Source organism: Ningiella ruwaisensis, assembly GCF_004798935.1.
Classification (GTDB): Bacteria; Pseudomonadota; Gammaproteobacteria; order Enterobacterales; family Alteromonadaceae; genus Glaciecola; species Glaciecola ruwaisensis.
On record NZ_RAHT01000009.1, the window covers coordinates 1 to 14,511 of the forward strand.

28 protein-coding genes are annotated in these 14,511 nt (G+C 39.4%); 26 read left to right on the forward strand and 2 right to left on the reverse strand.

The annotated features are described in order from the left end of the window. Positions 1 to 57 precede the first annotated feature (57 nt). The 17 genes from D6V41_RS15845 (at position 58) to D6V41_RS15925 (ending at position 8,208) form a co-directional block, all read left to right on the forward strand. A complete protein-coding gene (locus D6V41_RS15845) occupies positions 58 to 483 on the forward strand; it encodes a hypothetical protein (RefSeq protein ID WP_136252524.1) in 426 nt (141 codons plus the stop codon). Positions 484 to 610: 127 nt separating this feature from the next. Further along, on the forward strand, positions 611 to 850 hold the full coding sequence (locus D6V41_RS15850; protein ID WP_136252525.1) for a DUF4160 domain-containing protein: 240 nt from the start codon (positions 611 to 613) through the stop codon (positions 848 to 850). Then, a complete protein-coding gene (locus D6V41_RS15855) occupies positions 810 to 1,082 on the forward strand; it encodes a DUF2442 domain-containing protein (RefSeq protein ID WP_136252526.1) in 273 nt (90 codons plus the stop codon). The genes D6V41_RS15850 and D6V41_RS15855 overlap by 41 nt, the downstream gene beginning before the upstream one ends. Before the next feature lie 112 nt (positions 1,083 to 1,194). After that, positions 1,195 to 1,500: a hypothetical protein gene (locus D6V41_RS15860; RefSeq protein ID WP_136252527.1), complete on the forward strand. Its 306-nt coding sequence runs from the start codon at positions 1,195 to 1,197 to the stop codon at positions 1,498 to 1,500. Between the two features lie 195 nt (positions 1,501 to 1,695). Next, positions 1,696 to 2,160, forward strand: a complete 465-nt coding sequence (locus D6V41_RS15865) for a hypothetical protein (protein WP_136252528.1) — start codon at positions 1,696 to 1,698, stop codon at positions 2,158 to 2,160. A 134-nt stretch (positions 2,161 to 2,294) separates the two neighbouring features. Further along, entirely contained in the window at positions 2,295 to 2,837 is a 543-nt protein-coding gene (locus D6V41_RS15870) for a hypothetical protein (protein WP_136252529.1), read from the forward strand. A 142-nt stretch (positions 2,838 to 2,979) separates the two neighbouring features. Then, positions 2,980 to 3,246, forward strand: coding sequence for a BrnT family toxin (locus D6V41_RS15875; RefSeq protein ID WP_136252530.1), 267 nt, complete (start codon positions 2,980 to 2,982; stop codon positions 3,244 to 3,246). Then, positions 3,239 to 3,499 (forward strand): BrnA antitoxin family protein, encoded by a 261-nt coding sequence (locus D6V41_RS15880; protein WP_136252531.1) that lies wholly within the window; start codon positions 3,239 to 3,241, stop codon positions 3,497 to 3,499. Before D6V41_RS15875 ends, D6V41_RS15880 begins: the two co-directional genes overlap by 8 nt. A gap of 36 nt (positions 3,500 to 3,535) precedes the next feature. Continuing rightward, positions 3,536 to 3,988 (forward strand): hypothetical protein, encoded by a 453-nt coding sequence (locus tag D6V41_RS15885; RefSeq protein ID WP_136252532.1) that lies wholly within the window; start codon positions 3,536 to 3,538, stop codon positions 3,986 to 3,988. 77 nt (positions 3,989 to 4,065) lie between these two features. After that, a complete protein-coding gene (locus tag D6V41_RS15890; RefSeq protein ID WP_136252533.1) occupies positions 4,066 to 4,413 on the forward strand; it encodes a hypothetical protein in 348 nt (115 codons plus the stop codon). Between the two features lie 83 nt (positions 4,414 to 4,496). Further along, on the forward strand, positions 4,497 to 5,135 hold the full coding sequence (locus tag D6V41_RS15895; protein ID WP_136252534.1) for a hypothetical protein: 639 nt from the start codon (positions 4,497 to 4,499) through the stop codon (positions 5,133 to 5,135). 81 nt (positions 5,136 to 5,216) lie between these two features. Next, complete coding sequence (locus tag D6V41_RS15900; protein ID WP_136252535.1) at positions 5,217 to 5,687, forward strand: hypothetical protein; 471 nt, start codon at positions 5,217 to 5,219, stop codon at positions 5,685 to 5,687. Between the two features lie 70 nt (positions 5,688 to 5,757). After that, complete coding sequence (locus D6V41_RS15905) at positions 5,758 to 6,096, forward strand: DUF7716 domain-containing protein (RefSeq protein ID WP_136252536.1); 339 nt, start codon at positions 5,758 to 5,760, stop codon at positions 6,094 to 6,096. Positions 6,097 to 6,228: 132 nt separating this feature from the next. Next, complete coding sequence (locus D6V41_RS15910; RefSeq protein ID WP_168711063.1) at positions 6,229 to 6,558, forward strand: type II toxin-antitoxin system RelE/ParE family toxin; 330 nt, start codon at positions 6,229 to 6,231, stop codon at positions 6,556 to 6,558. Then, positions 6,551 to 6,838 carry a helix-turn-helix domain-containing protein gene (locus D6V41_RS15915; RefSeq protein WP_136252537.1) on the forward strand — a complete coding sequence of 96 codons (288 nt, stop codon included), beginning with the start codon at positions 6,551 to 6,553 and terminating at the stop codon, positions 6,836 to 6,838. The genes D6V41_RS15910 and D6V41_RS15915 overlap by 8 nt, the downstream gene beginning before the upstream one ends. An 88-nt stretch (positions 6,839 to 6,926) precedes the next feature. Then, positions 6,927 to 7,409 carry a GNAT family N-acetyltransferase gene (locus tag D6V41_RS15920; protein ID WP_136252538.1) on the forward strand — a complete coding sequence of 161 codons (483 nt, stop codon included), beginning with the start codon at positions 6,927 to 6,929 and terminating at the stop codon, positions 7,407 to 7,409. 112 nt (positions 7,410 to 7,521) lie between these two features. Further along, entirely contained in the window at positions 7,522 to 8,208 is a 687-nt protein-coding gene (locus D6V41_RS15925) for a hypothetical protein (RefSeq protein WP_136252539.1), read from the forward strand. Between the two features lie 113 nt (positions 8,209 to 8,321). Here D6V41_RS15925 and D6V41_RS15930 read toward each other — a convergent pair whose 3' ends face one another. Both D6V41_RS15930 and D6V41_RS15935 read right to left on the reverse strand, forming a co-directional pair. After that, complete coding sequence (locus tag D6V41_RS15930; protein ID WP_136252540.1) at positions 8,322 to 8,612, reverse strand: type II toxin-antitoxin system RelE/ParE family toxin; 291 nt, start codon at positions 8,610 to 8,612, stop codon at positions 8,322 to 8,324. Next, on the reverse strand, positions 8,605 to 8,826 hold the full coding sequence (locus tag D6V41_RS15935; RefSeq protein WP_136252541.1) for a TA system antitoxin ParD family protein: 222 nt from the start codon (positions 8,824 to 8,826) through the stop codon (positions 8,605 to 8,607). Before D6V41_RS15935 ends, D6V41_RS15930 begins: the two co-directional genes overlap by 8 nt. Positions 8,827 to 9,061: 235 nt before the next feature. Here D6V41_RS15935 and D6V41_RS15940 point away from each other — a divergent pair, with 235 nt between their 5' ends. The 9 genes from D6V41_RS15940 to D6V41_RS15980 all read left to right on the forward strand — a co-directional run bounded on the left by D6V41_RS15940 (position 9,062) and on the right by D6V41_RS15980 (position 14,380). After that, complete coding sequence (locus D6V41_RS15940) at positions 9,062 to 9,313, forward strand: type II toxin-antitoxin system Phd/YefM family antitoxin (protein WP_136252542.1); 252 nt, start codon at positions 9,062 to 9,064, stop codon at positions 9,311 to 9,313. Then, a complete protein-coding gene (locus D6V41_RS15945) occupies positions 9,303 to 9,590 on the forward strand; it encodes a type II toxin-antitoxin system RelE family toxin (RefSeq protein ID WP_136252543.1) in 288 nt (95 codons plus the stop codon). The genes D6V41_RS15940 and D6V41_RS15945 overlap by 11 nt, the downstream gene beginning before the upstream one ends. A gap of 1,180 nt (positions 9,591 to 10,770) precedes the next feature. Then, positions 10,771 to 11,055 carry a hypothetical protein gene (locus D6V41_RS15950; protein ID WP_136252544.1) on the forward strand — a complete coding sequence of 95 codons (285 nt, stop codon included), beginning with the start codon at positions 10,771 to 10,773 and terminating at the stop codon, positions 11,053 to 11,055. 23 nt (positions 11,056 to 11,078) lie between these two features. Beyond that, positions 11,079 to 11,720 (forward strand): DUF1294 domain-containing protein, encoded by a 642-nt coding sequence (locus tag D6V41_RS15955; RefSeq protein WP_136252545.1) that lies wholly within the window; start codon positions 11,079 to 11,081, stop codon positions 11,718 to 11,720. Between the two features lie 97 nt (positions 11,721 to 11,817). Then, positions 11,818 to 12,042, forward strand: a complete 225-nt coding sequence (locus tag D6V41_RS15960; protein ID WP_136252546.1) for a ChaB family protein — start codon at positions 11,818 to 11,820, stop codon at positions 12,040 to 12,042. After that, positions 12,027 to 12,245 carry a hypothetical protein gene (locus D6V41_RS15965; protein WP_136252547.1) on the forward strand — a complete coding sequence of 73 codons (219 nt, stop codon included), beginning with the start codon at positions 12,027 to 12,029 and terminating at the stop codon, positions 12,243 to 12,245. Before D6V41_RS15960 ends, D6V41_RS15965 begins: the two co-directional genes overlap by 16 nt. Positions 12,246 to 12,376: 131 nt before the next feature. Beyond that, positions 12,377 to 12,787, forward strand: coding sequence for a hypothetical protein (locus D6V41_RS15970; RefSeq protein WP_136252548.1), 411 nt, complete (start codon positions 12,377 to 12,379; stop codon positions 12,785 to 12,787). A 40-nt stretch (positions 12,788 to 12,827) separates the two neighbouring features. After that, the gene (chrA, locus tag D6V41_RS15975; protein ID WP_136252549.1) at positions 12,828 to 14,015 is read left to right on the forward strand and encodes a chromate efflux transporter; all 1,188 of its coding nucleotides are present in this window, start codon (positions 12,828 to 12,830) and stop codon (positions 14,013 to 14,015) included. A gap of 14 nt (positions 14,016 to 14,029) precedes the next feature. Further along, a complete protein-coding gene (locus D6V41_RS15980) occupies positions 14,030 to 14,380 on the forward strand; it encodes a VOC family protein (RefSeq protein ID WP_136252550.1) in 351 nt (116 codons plus the stop codon). Positions 14,381 to 14,511: the final 131 nt, after the last annotated feature.

Here is a 14,511-nt window from a genome sequence, read left to right on the forward strand (position 1 = left end):
GACTCCACTACACAAAAAACGCCTGTTAAAAAGGCGTTAGCCGCTACAGAGTGAATTATGGATAATTGCACTAAATCACGTAGAAGTTTGATCGAGTGGGGAGCATTAGAGAGTCTTGCTCCCATGCTACTCATGGGTTCGGATGGATTTCCAAATGACGGTACTGAGCAAGGCCAGCAAGCGGTTGAACATTTACAGTCGTGTAAGAAATGTCAGTATTGGGCAAAAGACTTTACAACAACAGATAACTTGGAAAGGATGGAAAGGCTGAGCCAGTATTGTTGCCCACAAATGTTTGTTGCTGTCGAAGAATCGAATCAAGCAGGTATCCATTTGCAATTTCGGCAATTTCGAGACGAATACTTGTGGATGATTGAGCAAAAAGACAGAGAGTTCGGTTTCGAGTTTTTTTCTTTCTGCCCATGGTGTGGTAATAAACTACCAGAAAACCCTTTTATCGATGATTGTTTGGGGCGCGGCTAACAAACGGATTAACCACTCGCTGCGCTCGCTGGCGACAAAAACACTTAGGCTCCCTGCGCTTCGCTTGGTATTGTAGCCTACGTGTTTTTGCCCGTTATGCGGGTGTTAGCTTTCTAAGGAGTAGAAATTGAGTCCAACAGTTTTCAGGGAAGATGGTTATCGGTTCTTCTTTTTCTCACGTGAGGAGTCTCGTATGCATGTTCATGTTTTATCTGGTGACGGCGAAGCAAAATATTGGTTAGAGCCAGAAATAGCGTTAGCAAAATCTTTCGGTTATTCTAGTAAACAACTATCTCGAATCGAGCAATTGGTCAGGGGGCATCAAGATGAGCTCATCAGCGCTTGGCAACGACACTTTAAAGACTGAAGTTACAAACGTATCACCTTTTGGCATATGGCTTCTTACATCATCGAATAAAGAATATTTTTTGTCATTCGAAGATTATCCTTGGTTTAAATCCAAGCCAATTGAGCAGATTTTTAATATTGAAGAGTTTGCGCCAGGTCATTTTCATTGGCCTGATTTGGACGTGGATTTAAGCGAGCAAATACTCGAAAATCCAGACAAGTATCCTTTAAAGGCGAAAGCTAACAAGTGATTGAACAGAGATGTTTAGCCAATGTCATGTCGCTTGCATCCGCAATCGTCGTGCCATTAGCAAGCCACTCGTTAATCGAGTGTTAGTTGTCGAAAAAATTATGGAGACAGTTTTGAATTACATAAAAGGATCTATTCCCATTGTAGCAATTTTATTTGTTACGGCATGTGCTTCCAGCGATATTGTCAAGATTGGCGATACGTTTAAAGTGTTCAAGGAGGGAGGTACTCCGGTACTTGGGCAAGAATATAGATTAAGTAGACTCAAAGCCGAGGCTCTCAAGGAAGCTCAGGAAAAATGTAGCGAAAATAATGCAAGTTTAGTAATTCAAGACGAGATCGAGACTGAAATGACAATAGGCGTGTTCGCAAGATACGAGCTAACTTTTATATGCGAGCGATTAGATAACAATAATTAGTAGTTGGATTTTAGTCTTTTTGAGTATTGTGGAGTGACAACTAACAAAGCCATCAAGCCAGTCACTGTCGTTCCTTCGGATGCGCAATCATTCATGCAATTTGCATTTAGCTGCGCTAAATTATCGCAAATTCCATGAATAATTACGCACCGCTTATGGCGGTGTTATATCGCATGTTGAAAAAGGATACATAAAATGAAATTTTGGATTGTCAGTGCTTTTCTTTTTATAACTTCAGGTTGCGCATCTACTCCAACCTTTCAATCTAAAGATAATCTAACGGCATATCAGTCAAATCAAGCCATAAACCTCAGCGATGATGTTGTTTACAAAGTAAAAAAGGGTATGGTCACTTGGTTTTTTGGAGTACAACAGGGTACTTATATTCCTAAATACCAAGATGATACTGGTTACTATTATGAAGGCTCTGGCCACTCAGCATGCATGGGAACACAAGGCAAAACTGGCGGTTGTACTGACAAATTAATTGGAGGCATTTGGCGTTCAAAAACGGCTCCAAATGATTTCCGAATGTATTATTTAGACGGTTCGTCTGAAAATGAAAGCCCCAATATTCAAGGCTATGCATTAACACTTAACAAATATGTTATTGAAACCAAATCAGAAGAATTTTCGACAAAGATCGGTGGTAGTTTTTAAGTTGCGATATAACAAAACGCTCAAGTCGCAACCCGCTGCGCGGGCTGCTGGGACAAATACACAATGCGGCTTCGCAATTATCGCATTGTGCATTTGCCCCTTAGCTTAGTGTTAGAGCCACAGACAGGAACGTGATGAAAACCTTAGATATGGAAGCAATAAATACGACGATACTTTTTTTCTTTATTATTTCATGTTTCCTAATGTTTATAAGTGGTGGCAAATTTCATGAAGAAACTACCGCATATTATAAACTTTGGGCTGAAAGTATGTCACCGTTGTCATTCAACCTATTGGGGAGTTTTTCGCTCCTTTCAGGAAGTGTTTTTTATTGGGCAAATCCGGATTATTGTACAAACAATGGAAAAAGTTTTCGGTTATTGTATGTACATCCTTTAAATGCAACTTTTACAACAGGAGCGGCAGGGGCTGCTACTTTGTTTTCAATGTGTTTAGGATTTATGATCTACCATGATAGATATGATTATGCTTTAGTAGTTTTTGCTGTCGCTTTTCATATTTTGCTTATTCTCTGGGGCTTAGCTAAATTAGATGGGATACTTAAATCAGAAAATGTATCATCGCAACATAAGAAGATACTAGGCTTCGGTCTCTTCCATTTAGTGATAATAGTATCGTTATTTTACGTTGTTAAATACAGCGTAGCGTGGCTCTAACAAGTGTTTCATGTTCGCAAGCAAGCTTGCCGGATTCACTTCGTTCACCGCATAAACAAGCGTTAGGGTCACTAAAGTAGTCTTTTAAAGAGGTAATTTGAACGGATTGACATATATGTATTGAATATGCATACTAAAAGTCATGGAAATTCAATATGACCCGTTAAAAGCTGAAATAAATGAAAGGAAGCATGGTGTTTCGTTCGAAGAAGCAGCAAGCGTTCTCTTTGATCCTATGGGACTGAGTTTTGAGGACGGCGATTCTGAAAATGAGCATAGGTGGGTTCTTCTAGGGATGAGTAGCAAAGATAGACTGCTCGTGGTCGTTTATACACTTCGAGAAGATGAAATTATTCGTTTGATTTCAGCTCGAAAAGCTACACGTAAAGAGGTGAAACAATATGCGTAAAGAATACGATTTTTCAAATTCTAAAAGAGCTAAAGATGTTCCGCACTTATCAAAGCTTCAAAATGATGGCAAAACGCGAATCACGATAATGCTTGATAATGATGTGCTAACCGCTTTTAAGGAAAGGGCACAAGCCGAGGGGATCGGTTATCAAACTTTAATTAACGCGGCGCTAAGAGAAGCATGTAAGTCGAAGCCAGTTGATGAAGAATCTTTAAGACGAATTATCCGTGAAGAGTTAAAGGCTTCGTAAGTGAGAGCGGACCCTAACAAAAGCATGAAGACGGATTTGTCAGAAAAGCGCTGGCAAACCGCTTATGCTAAGTGTTATATGCCTTTGAAAATCTCAGCTTTTATAGTTTTTATCTCGCTCACTTCTTTTCAAGCTGTGGCAGGTGGCAGTACCTTTCGGGTAAAAATCGAAAACCTCTTACATGACACTTTTAAGTTTCGTTTCATTGCGAGGGTGATTGACAATTTTAACTATGACAACTCAGGTTGTGAGATTATCGATGTTTCCGGATATTATGATGCAGACAAATGGAAAAATCGCAATGCACTTATCAATCAAAAAATCCACTCAGAATCCTTATTAGTTCTAGAGGCCGCTTTTGAAAACGATAGTGAAATAAACCTTGGTTATATCGGAAACGGGTTTTTTAACGTTGGCGATTGCAAATATGTTAGCAAAGGTCTTTTTCACGATGAACAAGGTGTTTATTCAATTTATGTCAGCATATAACAAATCAATTAATTCGCTGCGCTGGGATGCCACTGCGTGTCACCCATTATTGAAGCGTTATACGTCAGGTGACTAATATGGATATGGTAACTACCTTCAACAAGTTAATGCGTGGTTTTGTTCCGGATGATATTTCATCCGATTGGTTAATCAAAAATCCAGAAGGCACTTTGCGGAATGGCTCAAGTTATTGCAGTTACAAACTAAAAAAAATAAATGGTAAGCAGTTATTAGGTGCTTATGGCGAAAGTCGATTCACAAATTCACGGTTTTATGAGATAGCTGAAACCGGTGAGATTGAATATGAATGGTTTCTGCAAGAAATGTGTATCGCTAATGACCCAGAATCAGAAGAAGAAATGGTCAAGCATAATAAAGATGGTTTCGATAGAATCGAAGCGTTTGGTATCAGTGAAAACGTATAACAAATACATGAAGACGGATTTGGCACAAAAGCGGTGCCAAACCGCTTATCATAAGTGTTAGGCATCATGAGGAATATGGGACAATGGAAGTTGATTTAAATACAAGAATTCAAAGACTTGAAACGGCTAACCGAGTTCTTTTTATTGCGTTAGTTGTTCTTTTTTTATTCGTTGTTTACATTTTATTATCCAGTTTAAAAAAACCTAATCAAAGCACCGTAGAGGTAAGTGAACTAGTCGTACTAGACTCAAACGGTATAGTGCGCGCCCGTTTATCTGGGGATATGCCAAACGCTATGATCAATGGCAAAGAAATTGAAAGAGGAAATGCTGCCGCTGGATTAATGCTATATGATCAAGACGGTCAAGAACGAGGGGGCTATCTTACATTTAGTAACGACAGCATTGCACTCACTTTGGATTCAAAAGAAAAACAAACTGCGCTTTTCGTTTCAGGTGGAGATGGAGGAAGTGCACTACATTTATGGGACGACAATTCTGCAATAGAGTTACGGTCAGATTCTAATGGCTCAAGGTTAACATCATCTAAGCTAGGAACGGTAGTTGCGCAACTACCCGAAATTTTGGCGTTGAGCGGATCTTCCTGTGCAGAATATCGTAGTCACACAGTTAACTATCCTGCCGAGGAAGTATTTCAAAGTTGTAGAAAACGTTTCAACGAAGAGGCTTGCAAAAAGTGTTTCGAAGGTCTAATCGAGTGATGCCTAACAAATGCTTCAAGCGGACAAAAATAAAAAGCAATTTTCGCCGCTTAAGCGGGTGTTATGTGCAAGGAGGCTCCATTGGCATGGATTGAATATTTAAAAGCAGAAGATGTAATGTTGCACGCTACTCCAGTACAAATATTGGATTGGAGTGATGAATATACTATCGATGACGCTGCACACCTGATGTTGAATGATAGTCCAAGGTATTTTGCTGCTTTAAAAGATGAAGATAAATTAAAATTGATAAAGGGAACGATTTATACAAGGTCTGCTGATAATCGCCCTCCTAAATCATATTGGACTTCAGTAAAAAGTGAATTTCATCTGTTCTTTTGTACTGATGATAAACGCTACGACAAACTACGAAAGCAGTTAGACGAAGCAGTAACTCCGACCTCTACAGCAATCATTAGCATTATATCTGCTTTTATAGGTGATATGGTTGGCGTAGAGGCAGGAGTAATAGTCGGGCTTATTGCTGTATGTTTATACGGTGTGCTAAAAGTTGGCAAGGAGGCATATTGTGCAATTGCACATAACAAATGATTCAAACGGACATAAAACAAGAGAGGTTTTACGCCGCTTAATCAGGCGTTAGCTGCCAAATGGAACAGCCATGCGATTAGAGCAATCATTAGAAATCACTCTGAATTCGATAGATAATTTACCTTGGGATCATCAGGTTTTTATTACTGACTTTAGTCTTTCGAACATGGGGCAATTAGTATTGGTAATAGATGATGATGAGGAAGCAGAAAGGGATTTAAATGATGATCCGGTTTTCGCTACGTCAAGAGGTTTTAGAAGTTTTTTAAGCGTAAAGCAATTACAGGAAATAAAGGAAAATTTGGTAAATAGTGAATACGATTTTTCAGTTGAGAAATTTGTTGAAGCTATTTTGTATTATCACAAATACGATGCATTTATTAGGCAATGGCAGCTAACAAAGGTTTAAAGCCACTCGCTGTCGCGCATTTGGATAAAACTGCGTTTTGCTTCGCAAAAATTATCGCAGTTTTATCCAAATAAACTAAGCCGCTTAAACGAGCGTTATTCGCCATTAGACATTGCTTGACAATGTACGGCATTGCCGTATTATTGGGCCATGATCTTTATAGAAACAAGCCTATTTACAAAACTGCTACCAGATTATTTATCAGATGATGAATATCGTGGATTGCAGTCTTACCTTCTTCAAAAACCAGACGCTGGCGATATTATTAAAGGCTCAGGTGGTGTCAGAAAGGTAAGGTGGGCTTCTTTGGGAAAAGGCAAAAGTGGTGGTGTGCGCGCTATTTATTTTTGGAAGAAAGCTGAACATGAGATATGGATGCTCACTATGTACAGTAAATCGGAGCGAGCTACTATCGCAGGTCATGTGTTGAAACAAATAGCAGAGGCAATCGACAATGAGTAATAGAGATATAGGTGCCGAAATTCTTGCAGGTATAAATGAGATCAAGGAATATAAAAAGGGAAAGGTTTCTCTACGCAATAACGAATTAAGTGAGCCATCAGCGCCACAAGTTATTCGCTCTAAATTGAAAATGTCTCAGGTTATGTTTGCAGGTTTACTCGGTGTAAGCACAAGAACGCTACAGGATTGGGAACAGGGACGAAGAAACCCTCAAGGACCGGCAGTTGCATTACTAAGGATAGCCGAACAACATCCTGAAGTTTTTAGCGAGCTGAGATAAGCGGAGTGGCGAATAACAAATGCATTAAGACGGATTTTGTGGAAAAGCGCCACAAAACTGCTTATGCAAAGTGTTAGGCAATATTTGCATGAAAGGCCTTATCAGAGCACTACGAATAGAAGAACTGGATTTCGTTAGTAACCTTGCTTTGCGTTCAAAAGGATATTGGGGCTACTCTCAGGATTTTCTGGACGCATGCAAAGAGGAGCTTTCAATTTCCCCTGGCGAATTTCATAATTCGAAATTTCAATTTCGTGTCATGGAATACGAAAACAGAATTATTGGTTATTACGCAGTCTGCCACTTGGATTCAAACACCTACGAATTGGATGCGCTTTTTGTAGAGCCAGTATTCATTGGCAAGGGAGTTGGAAATCAATTAATAGATCACGCCAAGTCTTTGGTTACTCAACGTGGAGGCACAAAAATAATCCTACAAGCAGAACCCAATGCAGAGCCTTTTTATCTTAAGGCTGGCGCAAATATTGTTGGCAAAAAAGAGTCTCAAAGTATTAGAGGGCGCTATCTCTCTTTGTTAGAAATCGATTTAGGTGTAAAACATGTTGCCTAACAAGGCGCCTCACTCGTTCCCTTCGGTCACTGGGACAATAACACTGCGGTGCTTACGCACTTTACCGCAGTGTCATTGCTTGTTAGCTTAGCGTTAGTTTCACGGAGGATAGATGAAGAAATCATCATTTTTTTACCTTCTAGCAAGCGGTCTTTTCTTGATTACTCCGCTATATATTTTTAAAGGGGCTATCGCTTGTGAGATAGCCGAGCCTTTAGGATATGAAGAAATACGTCAAAACATTTTCGTTGCAAGGGGCAGCATAAAGACTTCGGAGTCTATAGACTTTATTGTACAAGGGGCGAAGAGAGTCAATGATACTTTTGGACCCACAATAGCTTCGCCGATGATAATAGTTGCCGATGCCGTGGATGAATCTAAAAAGTTTTTCGCTTCTGATACAGCTACATCACATGTTAGCCCATTTGGTACTTGCATTGTTCTAGGATCGAATGGTCAGAACGTAGATGTCATGGCGCATGAATTTGTTCATGCTGAAATATACGCAAGATTGGGTTGGATGACTTGGGTTTTAGACATGCCGAGATGGTTTGAAGAGGGGGTTTCGTTACTTGTTGATTTGAGGGATCCTTTTTTACCTCAGAATATAAGTCTTGAAGATATAGAAATCGAAGCTGTTAAAAGCATCTTTTATGGGCATCATTTTTACACTGATAATGCATTTCAGAATTATCAAGCAGCAAGATTAGCAGTTGAATCAGTTGATAAAAGTGAGTTCTATGCAAACCTTGAGAGGATGAAACAAGGGCATAGTTTTGATGAAGTATTTGGAATGTGAAACTACCAAAGTATTGAACACGGACGTAGCAATCTTGTCACCTTTTTTGCAAGAAGCCACAAAACAGCCCCCAAAATCACTCTGCCGGTTAATACGGAGTTATGCGCAAAGATTCAGAAGATTTTTTTCACACCGCGATAAAAATTTTCATGCGATCCAAGCGCGATCAGCTCTAGCACCACAGTTCCATTTTCATGGCTATATCCGAGCAGTGTCAGTTGCTTGACCATTTTAAACTTGTGTACGCGTAGAAACGACAAATCTCCCTTCTTTTGCTCTCCAAGCAACGGATCTTCCATGATTGCTTTTACTGCTTTGTCTAAATCGGATTTTTGATTTTTATGCAGTTTTTTAACTGCTCTTTTAAAATTTTGCGTTTGTAAAACGGTAGTAATTTTAGCCAAAGCTGTACGGCTCCAACTTACCCGCTTCTTTCTCGGCTTTAGAGATAATTATCTGTTTCACAAATTCATAGGGTAGGTCTGGGTTATCTTCCATCATCTCACCTATCTTAGCCCAATGTTCAATCTGCTTAGGTGTTGTGCGATTAAATGCTTTTCCCATGATAGTGGCTTTTTCTACCAATTCTTGATCTAGCCTTATGCTTGCGGTTGCCATGGTATATCTCCAACAAATTTAAGTTTATTGTAGCAAGATGCATCAGGTGTGGCAATTTGCGCACAACAAAACGTTGAACAGAAATTGTCAGCTCATGTCATGCCACTTGCATCTGCAAGAGCCACGCTATAATCTGATAACTCGTTAACTTTGTGTTACCCCTTAGAAGTGAGCTATTGATTAAGCTCTAAATAAAGAGCTATATTTGGCTCTATATTTATTGGAGGGTAAAACCATGCGACAAGTTTTAGCTGATTGTTCAGCAAGCATATCTGAATTAAAGAAAAATCCTTCTGCACTGCTAAATGAAGCTGATGGTGCAACAATTGCGATACTAAATCACAACAGACCTGCAGCCTATCTGGTTCCGGCAGATACTTATGAGCAATTGATGGATTTGTTAGATGACTACGAACTATCAAAAATCGTAGAGAACCGCCGCTCCGAAATTGATAATGCAATAGAAGTTAAATTGGATGACTTATAGGTTAAAGTTTGTTCCATCTGCATATAAAGAGTGGAACAAACTAGGTGCGTCAATAAAATCTCAATTCAAGAAAAAGCTTAGAGAGAGGCTTGAAAACACACATGTCATTGCCGACAAACTGACAGGTTATAAATCAGTCTATAAAATTAAGTTGAGAACTGCCGGATATCGAATGGCGTATGAAGTATTTGATGATGAGATTTTAGTCTACGTTTTAGCTGTCGGAAAGCGAGACAAAGATGCGATCTATAAGAAATTGGCAAAACGTATTGACTAATCACGGGATAACAAAATGATGAAGACGGATTTGTCACAAAAGCGGCGGCAAACCGCTTATCAAAAGTGTTACTTCTCTACAAAAATGATAAGGTTACTTTTTAGTTTTTAGACTGTGTATTTTGTTCAGAATATTGTTGGCATTAGTGATTGCGACGGTTAATTCTTTTTTTCTTACGTATTGGCAAGGTGATATAAGAGTCGACTCAAGCTAGCACTTTATTTCTCAAGTAACTATCGGGCTAATTGGTGCTTACATAGCATTAGCCTTTTTTGATGGATTCAAGTGAAAGTCTTTAGCGGGAAATATAACAAAACGATAAACAGAGATTGACAGCTTATGTCATGCCATTTGTTTTCGCAATTGTCACGCCATACCCTGCTGACTCATCATTGAGGCATTTAGTTTTAAGGAGGCAGTATTAAAGTGCCTAATTGACGGGAATGTATTAATGGCCAATAAGGCTGAAGATTATACCCGATATGCTTGTTTAATATGAAAATACGCTTCCTTTCATGAGCGTTGCATATTGCTCTGGCGTTCTTTATTGGTTGTCCAAATTGCGATACGATGTTCACAGTTTAAGGATACGAAAAGCCTCACCTTAATGTTAGTAGAGATTGATCTAAAATGGTTTACTGAGGGTGTTTATGATTGGTATAAGTTCTCCAAATAAATTCATCATTAAGGCAGTATGACTTATGTTATGTCCTTATGCATTTGCCATGATAATCGCCCTGTCACTTCCTGCGATAACATTCGGTTATCTTATCGCTATCAAGCGCAGATTTGATCTACTGCCGGGAGTTAATAAAACGAATTTTGCGCGACCAGAAGCTTACGCAAAATCAATTGGTAGAGGTCTGTTGATAATCGGAGTGTGCAGCACTGTAACGGGTATATTTTGGTGTGTGAGTGAATTGAGTTTAATGAAAGTAGCGGTTTCATCATTAATACTTGTGATAATTTCACTCATCTGCTTTTTCATGGTCTATCTAAACGCAAGCAAACCCTCATCTCCCGCGGAGAAGCATGAAGAAGATACATAACGATATTTTAATGTCTCAAAAAAAAGTTTTTCAAAAAGTGTGACAAACTCGTCATCTGAGTTATCAATATTTGTTTAAGGTAAAAAGTCACAAGTTAATTCACCGTAACTTGTTATGTTTAAAGGAAATGTATGAGAATACTTGCATTGTTTGTATGTTGTTTGTTTTTGCTCAGCGCTTGCGTGGTGGTCCCTGAAAAAGATACGGTAAAAGTGAATCGCTGTGAGATATCCTCTGATCGTAAAACACTAAAAATAATAAATGGCTTTGAAGATACAAACACTTTTTATTCTATCAGCGGTTTGGTACTCATCCCTATTTCAGGCGTTGTATCCGGTACTTATGTTGCCATCAATAACATTTATCATCTGGGAGAAGAGCGAATAGTCTGCGGTTCGAAAGAAACAGGGAACTAAATCAGCGCTTTTAAGGAGTTTAGGTGAGATTTCAAGGAAAACTATCTAATTGGAACGATGAAAAAGGATTTGGCTTTGTTGAGCCTAATGGAGGAGGGAATCGCGCATTTGTTCACATTAAGTCGTTCGCAAAATCTTCGAGAAGGCCTGTGGAAGGAGATATCTTAATCTATGAGCAAACGGAGGAGCAACCGGGCAAATTCAAAGCATTAAACGTCACTTTGGCCGCCGACAATAAGCGGAAAAAAAACGATTCAAGAGCCCAACAGTATAAGAGCCGACGCTCCAGCAAACGCACGTTAGAAAAATCACTAAGCCTTAGTTTTTGCCTCATCATCTTTTATCTAGTTATGACGCAGACACTTCCAAAAGAACTGTTTTGGTTTTTAATTGGCGCGAACGTACTAACATTCATTTTTTATTGGATAGACAAGCGGGCAGCGCAGCACAGGCAAAGGCGAGTGCCCGAAGCCAATTTGCATATGATGAGTCTTTTGGGCGCTTGGCCCAGCGCATTACTAGCACAGTTAAAACTAAGACATAAGTCAAGCAAAGCTGAGTTTTTGCGCGTCTACAGAGTCACAATTGCTGTAAATATTGCCGCCGTTTTTTGGCTCTTTAGTGAGCAAGGTAATCAATTTTTATCTATCTTTGGTATCAAATAAGGTAAATGCGTCACTCTTAACGCATTAAAGCTTATTGTTAAGTCTTATTTTTAAGTCTTATTTTAAAATAATGTGTCGCGCAAAATAGGAGAAAGCAATGCCTTATGAAAATATCAGCGATTTACCCGATGCCGTTACTGACAATTTACCCAAACACGCGCAAGAGATATTTTTAGAAGCATACAATAGTGCATGGGAGCAATATGCCAAGCCAGAGGATCGGGATGGAGATGATTCGCGCGAAGAAGTGAGTTTTAAAGTGGCATGGTCTGCTGTCAAAGAATCATATGAAAAACGAGATGGAAAATGGCAAAAGAAGTAAATCCCAAACAACCTAAAGTCCTTTCAAAACCTATCCGTATAATCATTGGTATCTGCGCGTTGCCTTCTATCATGCTTGCTGCGATGCTTATTCAATTGGCCAGTGCTGGTCGATGGGATGAAGTAGGTGCTTTTGAAGTGGTTTATGCTTTAGTCGGTATATTTGCTACTTTCATTGCGCTCACTGGCAGGCGTTTTTTCTGAAATATTAGAAGTGCTAGATTTAATCGCGTTATAGTAAAAGGAAATGAACGATAATATTGCGCTAAATGATGAAATACAACGTATTTCAACTATGTAATACGGTTTCAAAACACGCGTTAGTAAGGGTAAAAATGAACAAAAAATATGAAATTAATAAGTTCACACTTATCCAAATAGGAATTGCTGTTCTCACTCTTCTTTTTGTATTGCTGATTTATAACTTCAATGCAGTAGGAAGTTATCAGGACATGGCTGAAGATATAAAAAATGACATGTTTACATCGCCAGAGGTTTCTGCAGTTTTGCTAACGTACAGAAACATGGGCGATCGCGTTGAATTAACGGTTAACGTAAGCGGTGTTGAGGGTGAGATTAAGGGCTACAGGGCAGAGGCCTTAGCTTTTGTGTGTCAACACGATGAGTTTCAAAAAGCCCTAAGTAATGATAAAAGTATTGACGTAAAGCTTAATGCGATGCGACGTAAACACGATAAATATCTGCAGTTTAGCGTTACACCGGCTTTATGCTCGTCTATCAATTAACTGGTTTTTATTAAACTACCTGTAGAAAGCAAAACACATCATGCGCACAATCCTTCAGATCTTTTGGGAATTTTTGAAGCTGGGCTGTAGCTCATTTGGTGGTCCTATTGCGCATTTAATGTACTTCAGGCAAACCTTTGTTGAGAAGCTTAAATGGCTTAATGACAAAGAATATCAAAGCATTGTCACCCTCAGCCAAAGCCTTCCGGGGCCGGCTAGCAGTCAAGTAGGCTTTACTATCGGTTTGCTTCGCGGTGGCATTGCTGGTGCTTTTGTTGCGTTTATCGCCTTTACCCTTCCTTCCGTGATTCTGTTGATAGTATTTGCAAATTACTTGTATGTGTTTGACTCACCAATAGGAAAGGCGGCCTTACAAGGACTTGCTATTCTTGCTTTTGTTGTTGTGTCTCAAGGCTTGCTTGGAATGGCCAAGGGAAGTTGTAATACAAAACCGACTTTTTTACTGGCGCTGGCGAGCTTTGTGATCCTTTTATCTGCAAACTCACTGGCGGGTCAATTTTTCGTTATTTTGCTTGGCGCGATGTGTGGAGCAGCGTTACTTGCCAATGACAAGGAGAATGGCCTATCAAACGCAATACAAGAGCAAGCGCTCAAGCCGCGTCGTGCAAATATTATCTCATTTAGCTATTTGTGCGTATTCACAGGTCTTTTTTTCGCGCTGCCATACATTAGCGAAACGGTAAACATCTTTTATCGTTCAGGCGCTTTGGTGTTTGGTGGTGGTCACGTTGTATTGCCCTTATTGGAATCGGCGACCGTGGCAAATGATCTGCTCTCTCAAGAAAAATTTTTAGCAGGGTATGGCGCGACTCAGGCAATGCCAGGTCCTATGTTTTCTTTTGCAGCCTATTTGGGATTCATCGCAGATTCAAATACCCATATTTTGGGGTCGCCGCTTATTAGCGCTTTTGTTGCAGCTATTGCCATTTTTATACCTGGGTTTTTATTAATCTTAATTATTCTCCCGCATTTACAGCGGTTTTATCATTACAAGCGACTACAGGGTGCACTTGCAGGCGCAAATGCTTCAGTGGTTGGCCTTTTGGCGGCGGCCTTATACGACCCTATTTTTTTGCATGCTATTAACTCGGGAGCAGAGCTTGGAATTTCTGCTGTAGGGCTTGCTTTACTTATGCGCTTTAAACTTCCTGTGTTTTACGTGATAGTGTGGTGTGTTGTAGCAACTGTTATTTTAAAAATAATGTAAAAGGATAAATTCTCATGGCAAAGCATCACCGTATTAATTATTTAGAAATACCTACAACTAATGTTACAGACGCAAAAGCATTTTTCTCTGATGTGTTTGACTGGACTTTTGTTGACTATGGTCCTGAATATACATGCTTTACCGGTCAAAATATTGATGGCGGTTTTTATCTATCTGAAACGCCGATGCGGGTCGAAAGGGGCAGTGCACTAATTGTTTTGTACTCTGAAAATCTAGAACAAACACTTGAAAAAGTTAAAAGTGCGGGGGCTAAAATTTCACAAGCTATTTTCAGTTTTCCAGGTGGTCGGCGCTTTCACTTTTTGGATACTACAGGCAATGAATTTTCAGTTTGGTCTGAATAAATGCAAAGCGGCGCGTATTAGATATTTCAAAATGTTGCGCAAGAATAACATCACAAAAACAGATGCTTTATATAAAGTAAATCGAGATTTTGTTATGCATACCTTGCTTGTAGACTCCATTCAATAGAAAT

What these genes read in the sequence shown, in the direction of transcription:
- chrA (WP_136252549.1), top strand. Translation starts at nt 12,828, where the DNA reads ATGCGCACAATCCTTCAGATCTTTTGGGAATTTTTGAAGCTGGGCTGT.
- D6V41_RS15940 (WP_136252542.1), top strand. Translation starts at nt 9,062, where the DNA reads ATGCGACAAGTTTTAGCTGATTGTTCAGCAAGCATATCTGAATTAAAG.
- D6V41_RS15920 (WP_136252538.1), top strand. Translation starts at nt 6,927, where the DNA reads ATGAAAGGCCTTATCAGAGCACTACGAATAGAAGAACTGGATTTCGTT.
- D6V41_RS15890 (WP_136252533.1), top strand. Translation starts at nt 4,066, where the DNA reads ATGGATATGGTAACTACCTTCAACAAGTTAATGCGTGGTTTTGTTCCG.
- D6V41_RS15945 (WP_136252543.1), top strand. Translation starts at nt 9,303, where the DNA reads ATGACTTATAGGTTAAAGTTTGTTCCATCTGCATATAAAGAGTGGAAC.
- D6V41_RS15935 (WP_136252541.1), bottom strand. Translation starts at nt 8,826, where the DNA reads ATGGCAACCGCAAGCATAAGGCTAGATCAAGAATTGGTAGAAAAAGCC.
- D6V41_RS15870 (WP_136252529.1), top strand. Translation starts at nt 2,295, where the DNA reads ATGAAAACCTTAGATATGGAAGCAATAAATACGACGATACTTTTTTTC.
- D6V41_RS15845 (WP_136252524.1), top strand. Translation starts at nt 58, where the DNA reads ATGGATAATTGCACTAAATCACGTAGAAGTTTGATCGAGTGGGGAGCA.
- D6V41_RS15950 (WP_136252544.1), top strand. Translation starts at nt 10,771, where the DNA reads ATGAGAATACTTGCATTGTTTGTATGTTGTTTGTTTTTGCTCAGCGCT.
- D6V41_RS15925 (WP_136252539.1), top strand. Translation starts at nt 7,522, where the DNA reads ATGAAGAAATCATCATTTTTTTACCTTCTAGCAAGCGGTCTTTTCTTG.
- D6V41_RS15965 (WP_136252547.1), top strand. Translation starts at nt 12,027, where the DNA reads ATGGCAAAAGAAGTAAATCCCAAACAACCTAAAGTCCTTTCAAAACCT.
- D6V41_RS15960 (WP_136252546.1), top strand. Translation starts at nt 11,818, where the DNA reads ATGCCTTATGAAAATATCAGCGATTTACCCGATGCCGTTACTGACAAT.
- D6V41_RS15970 (WP_136252548.1), top strand. Translation starts at nt 12,377, where the DNA reads ATGAACAAAAAATATGAAATTAATAAGTTCACACTTATCCAAATAGGA.
- D6V41_RS15855 (WP_136252526.1), top strand. Translation starts at nt 810, where the DNA reads ATGAGCTCATCAGCGCTTGGCAACGACACTTTAAAGACTGAAGTTACA.
- D6V41_RS15980 (WP_136252550.1), top strand. Translation starts at nt 14,030, where the DNA reads ATGGCAAAGCATCACCGTATTAATTATTTAGAAATACCTACAACTAAT.
- D6V41_RS15865 (WP_136252528.1), top strand. Translation starts at nt 1,696, where the DNA reads ATGAAATTTTGGATTGTCAGTGCTTTTCTTTTTATAACTTCAGGTTGC.
- D6V41_RS15915 (WP_136252537.1), top strand. Translation starts at nt 6,551, where the DNA reads ATGAGTAATAGAGATATAGGTGCCGAAATTCTTGCAGGTATAAATGAG.
- D6V41_RS15880 (WP_136252531.1), top strand. Translation starts at nt 3,239, where the DNA reads ATGCGTAAAGAATACGATTTTTCAAATTCTAAAAGAGCTAAAGATGTT.
- D6V41_RS15875 (WP_136252530.1), top strand. Translation starts at nt 2,980, where the DNA reads ATGGAAATTCAATATGACCCGTTAAAAGCTGAAATAAATGAAAGGAAG.
- D6V41_RS15905 (WP_136252536.1), top strand. Translation starts at nt 5,758, where the DNA reads ATGCGATTAGAGCAATCATTAGAAATCACTCTGAATTCGATAGATAAT.
- D6V41_RS15895 (WP_136252534.1), top strand. Translation starts at nt 4,497, where the DNA reads ATGGAAGTTGATTTAAATACAAGAATTCAAAGACTTGAAACGGCTAAC.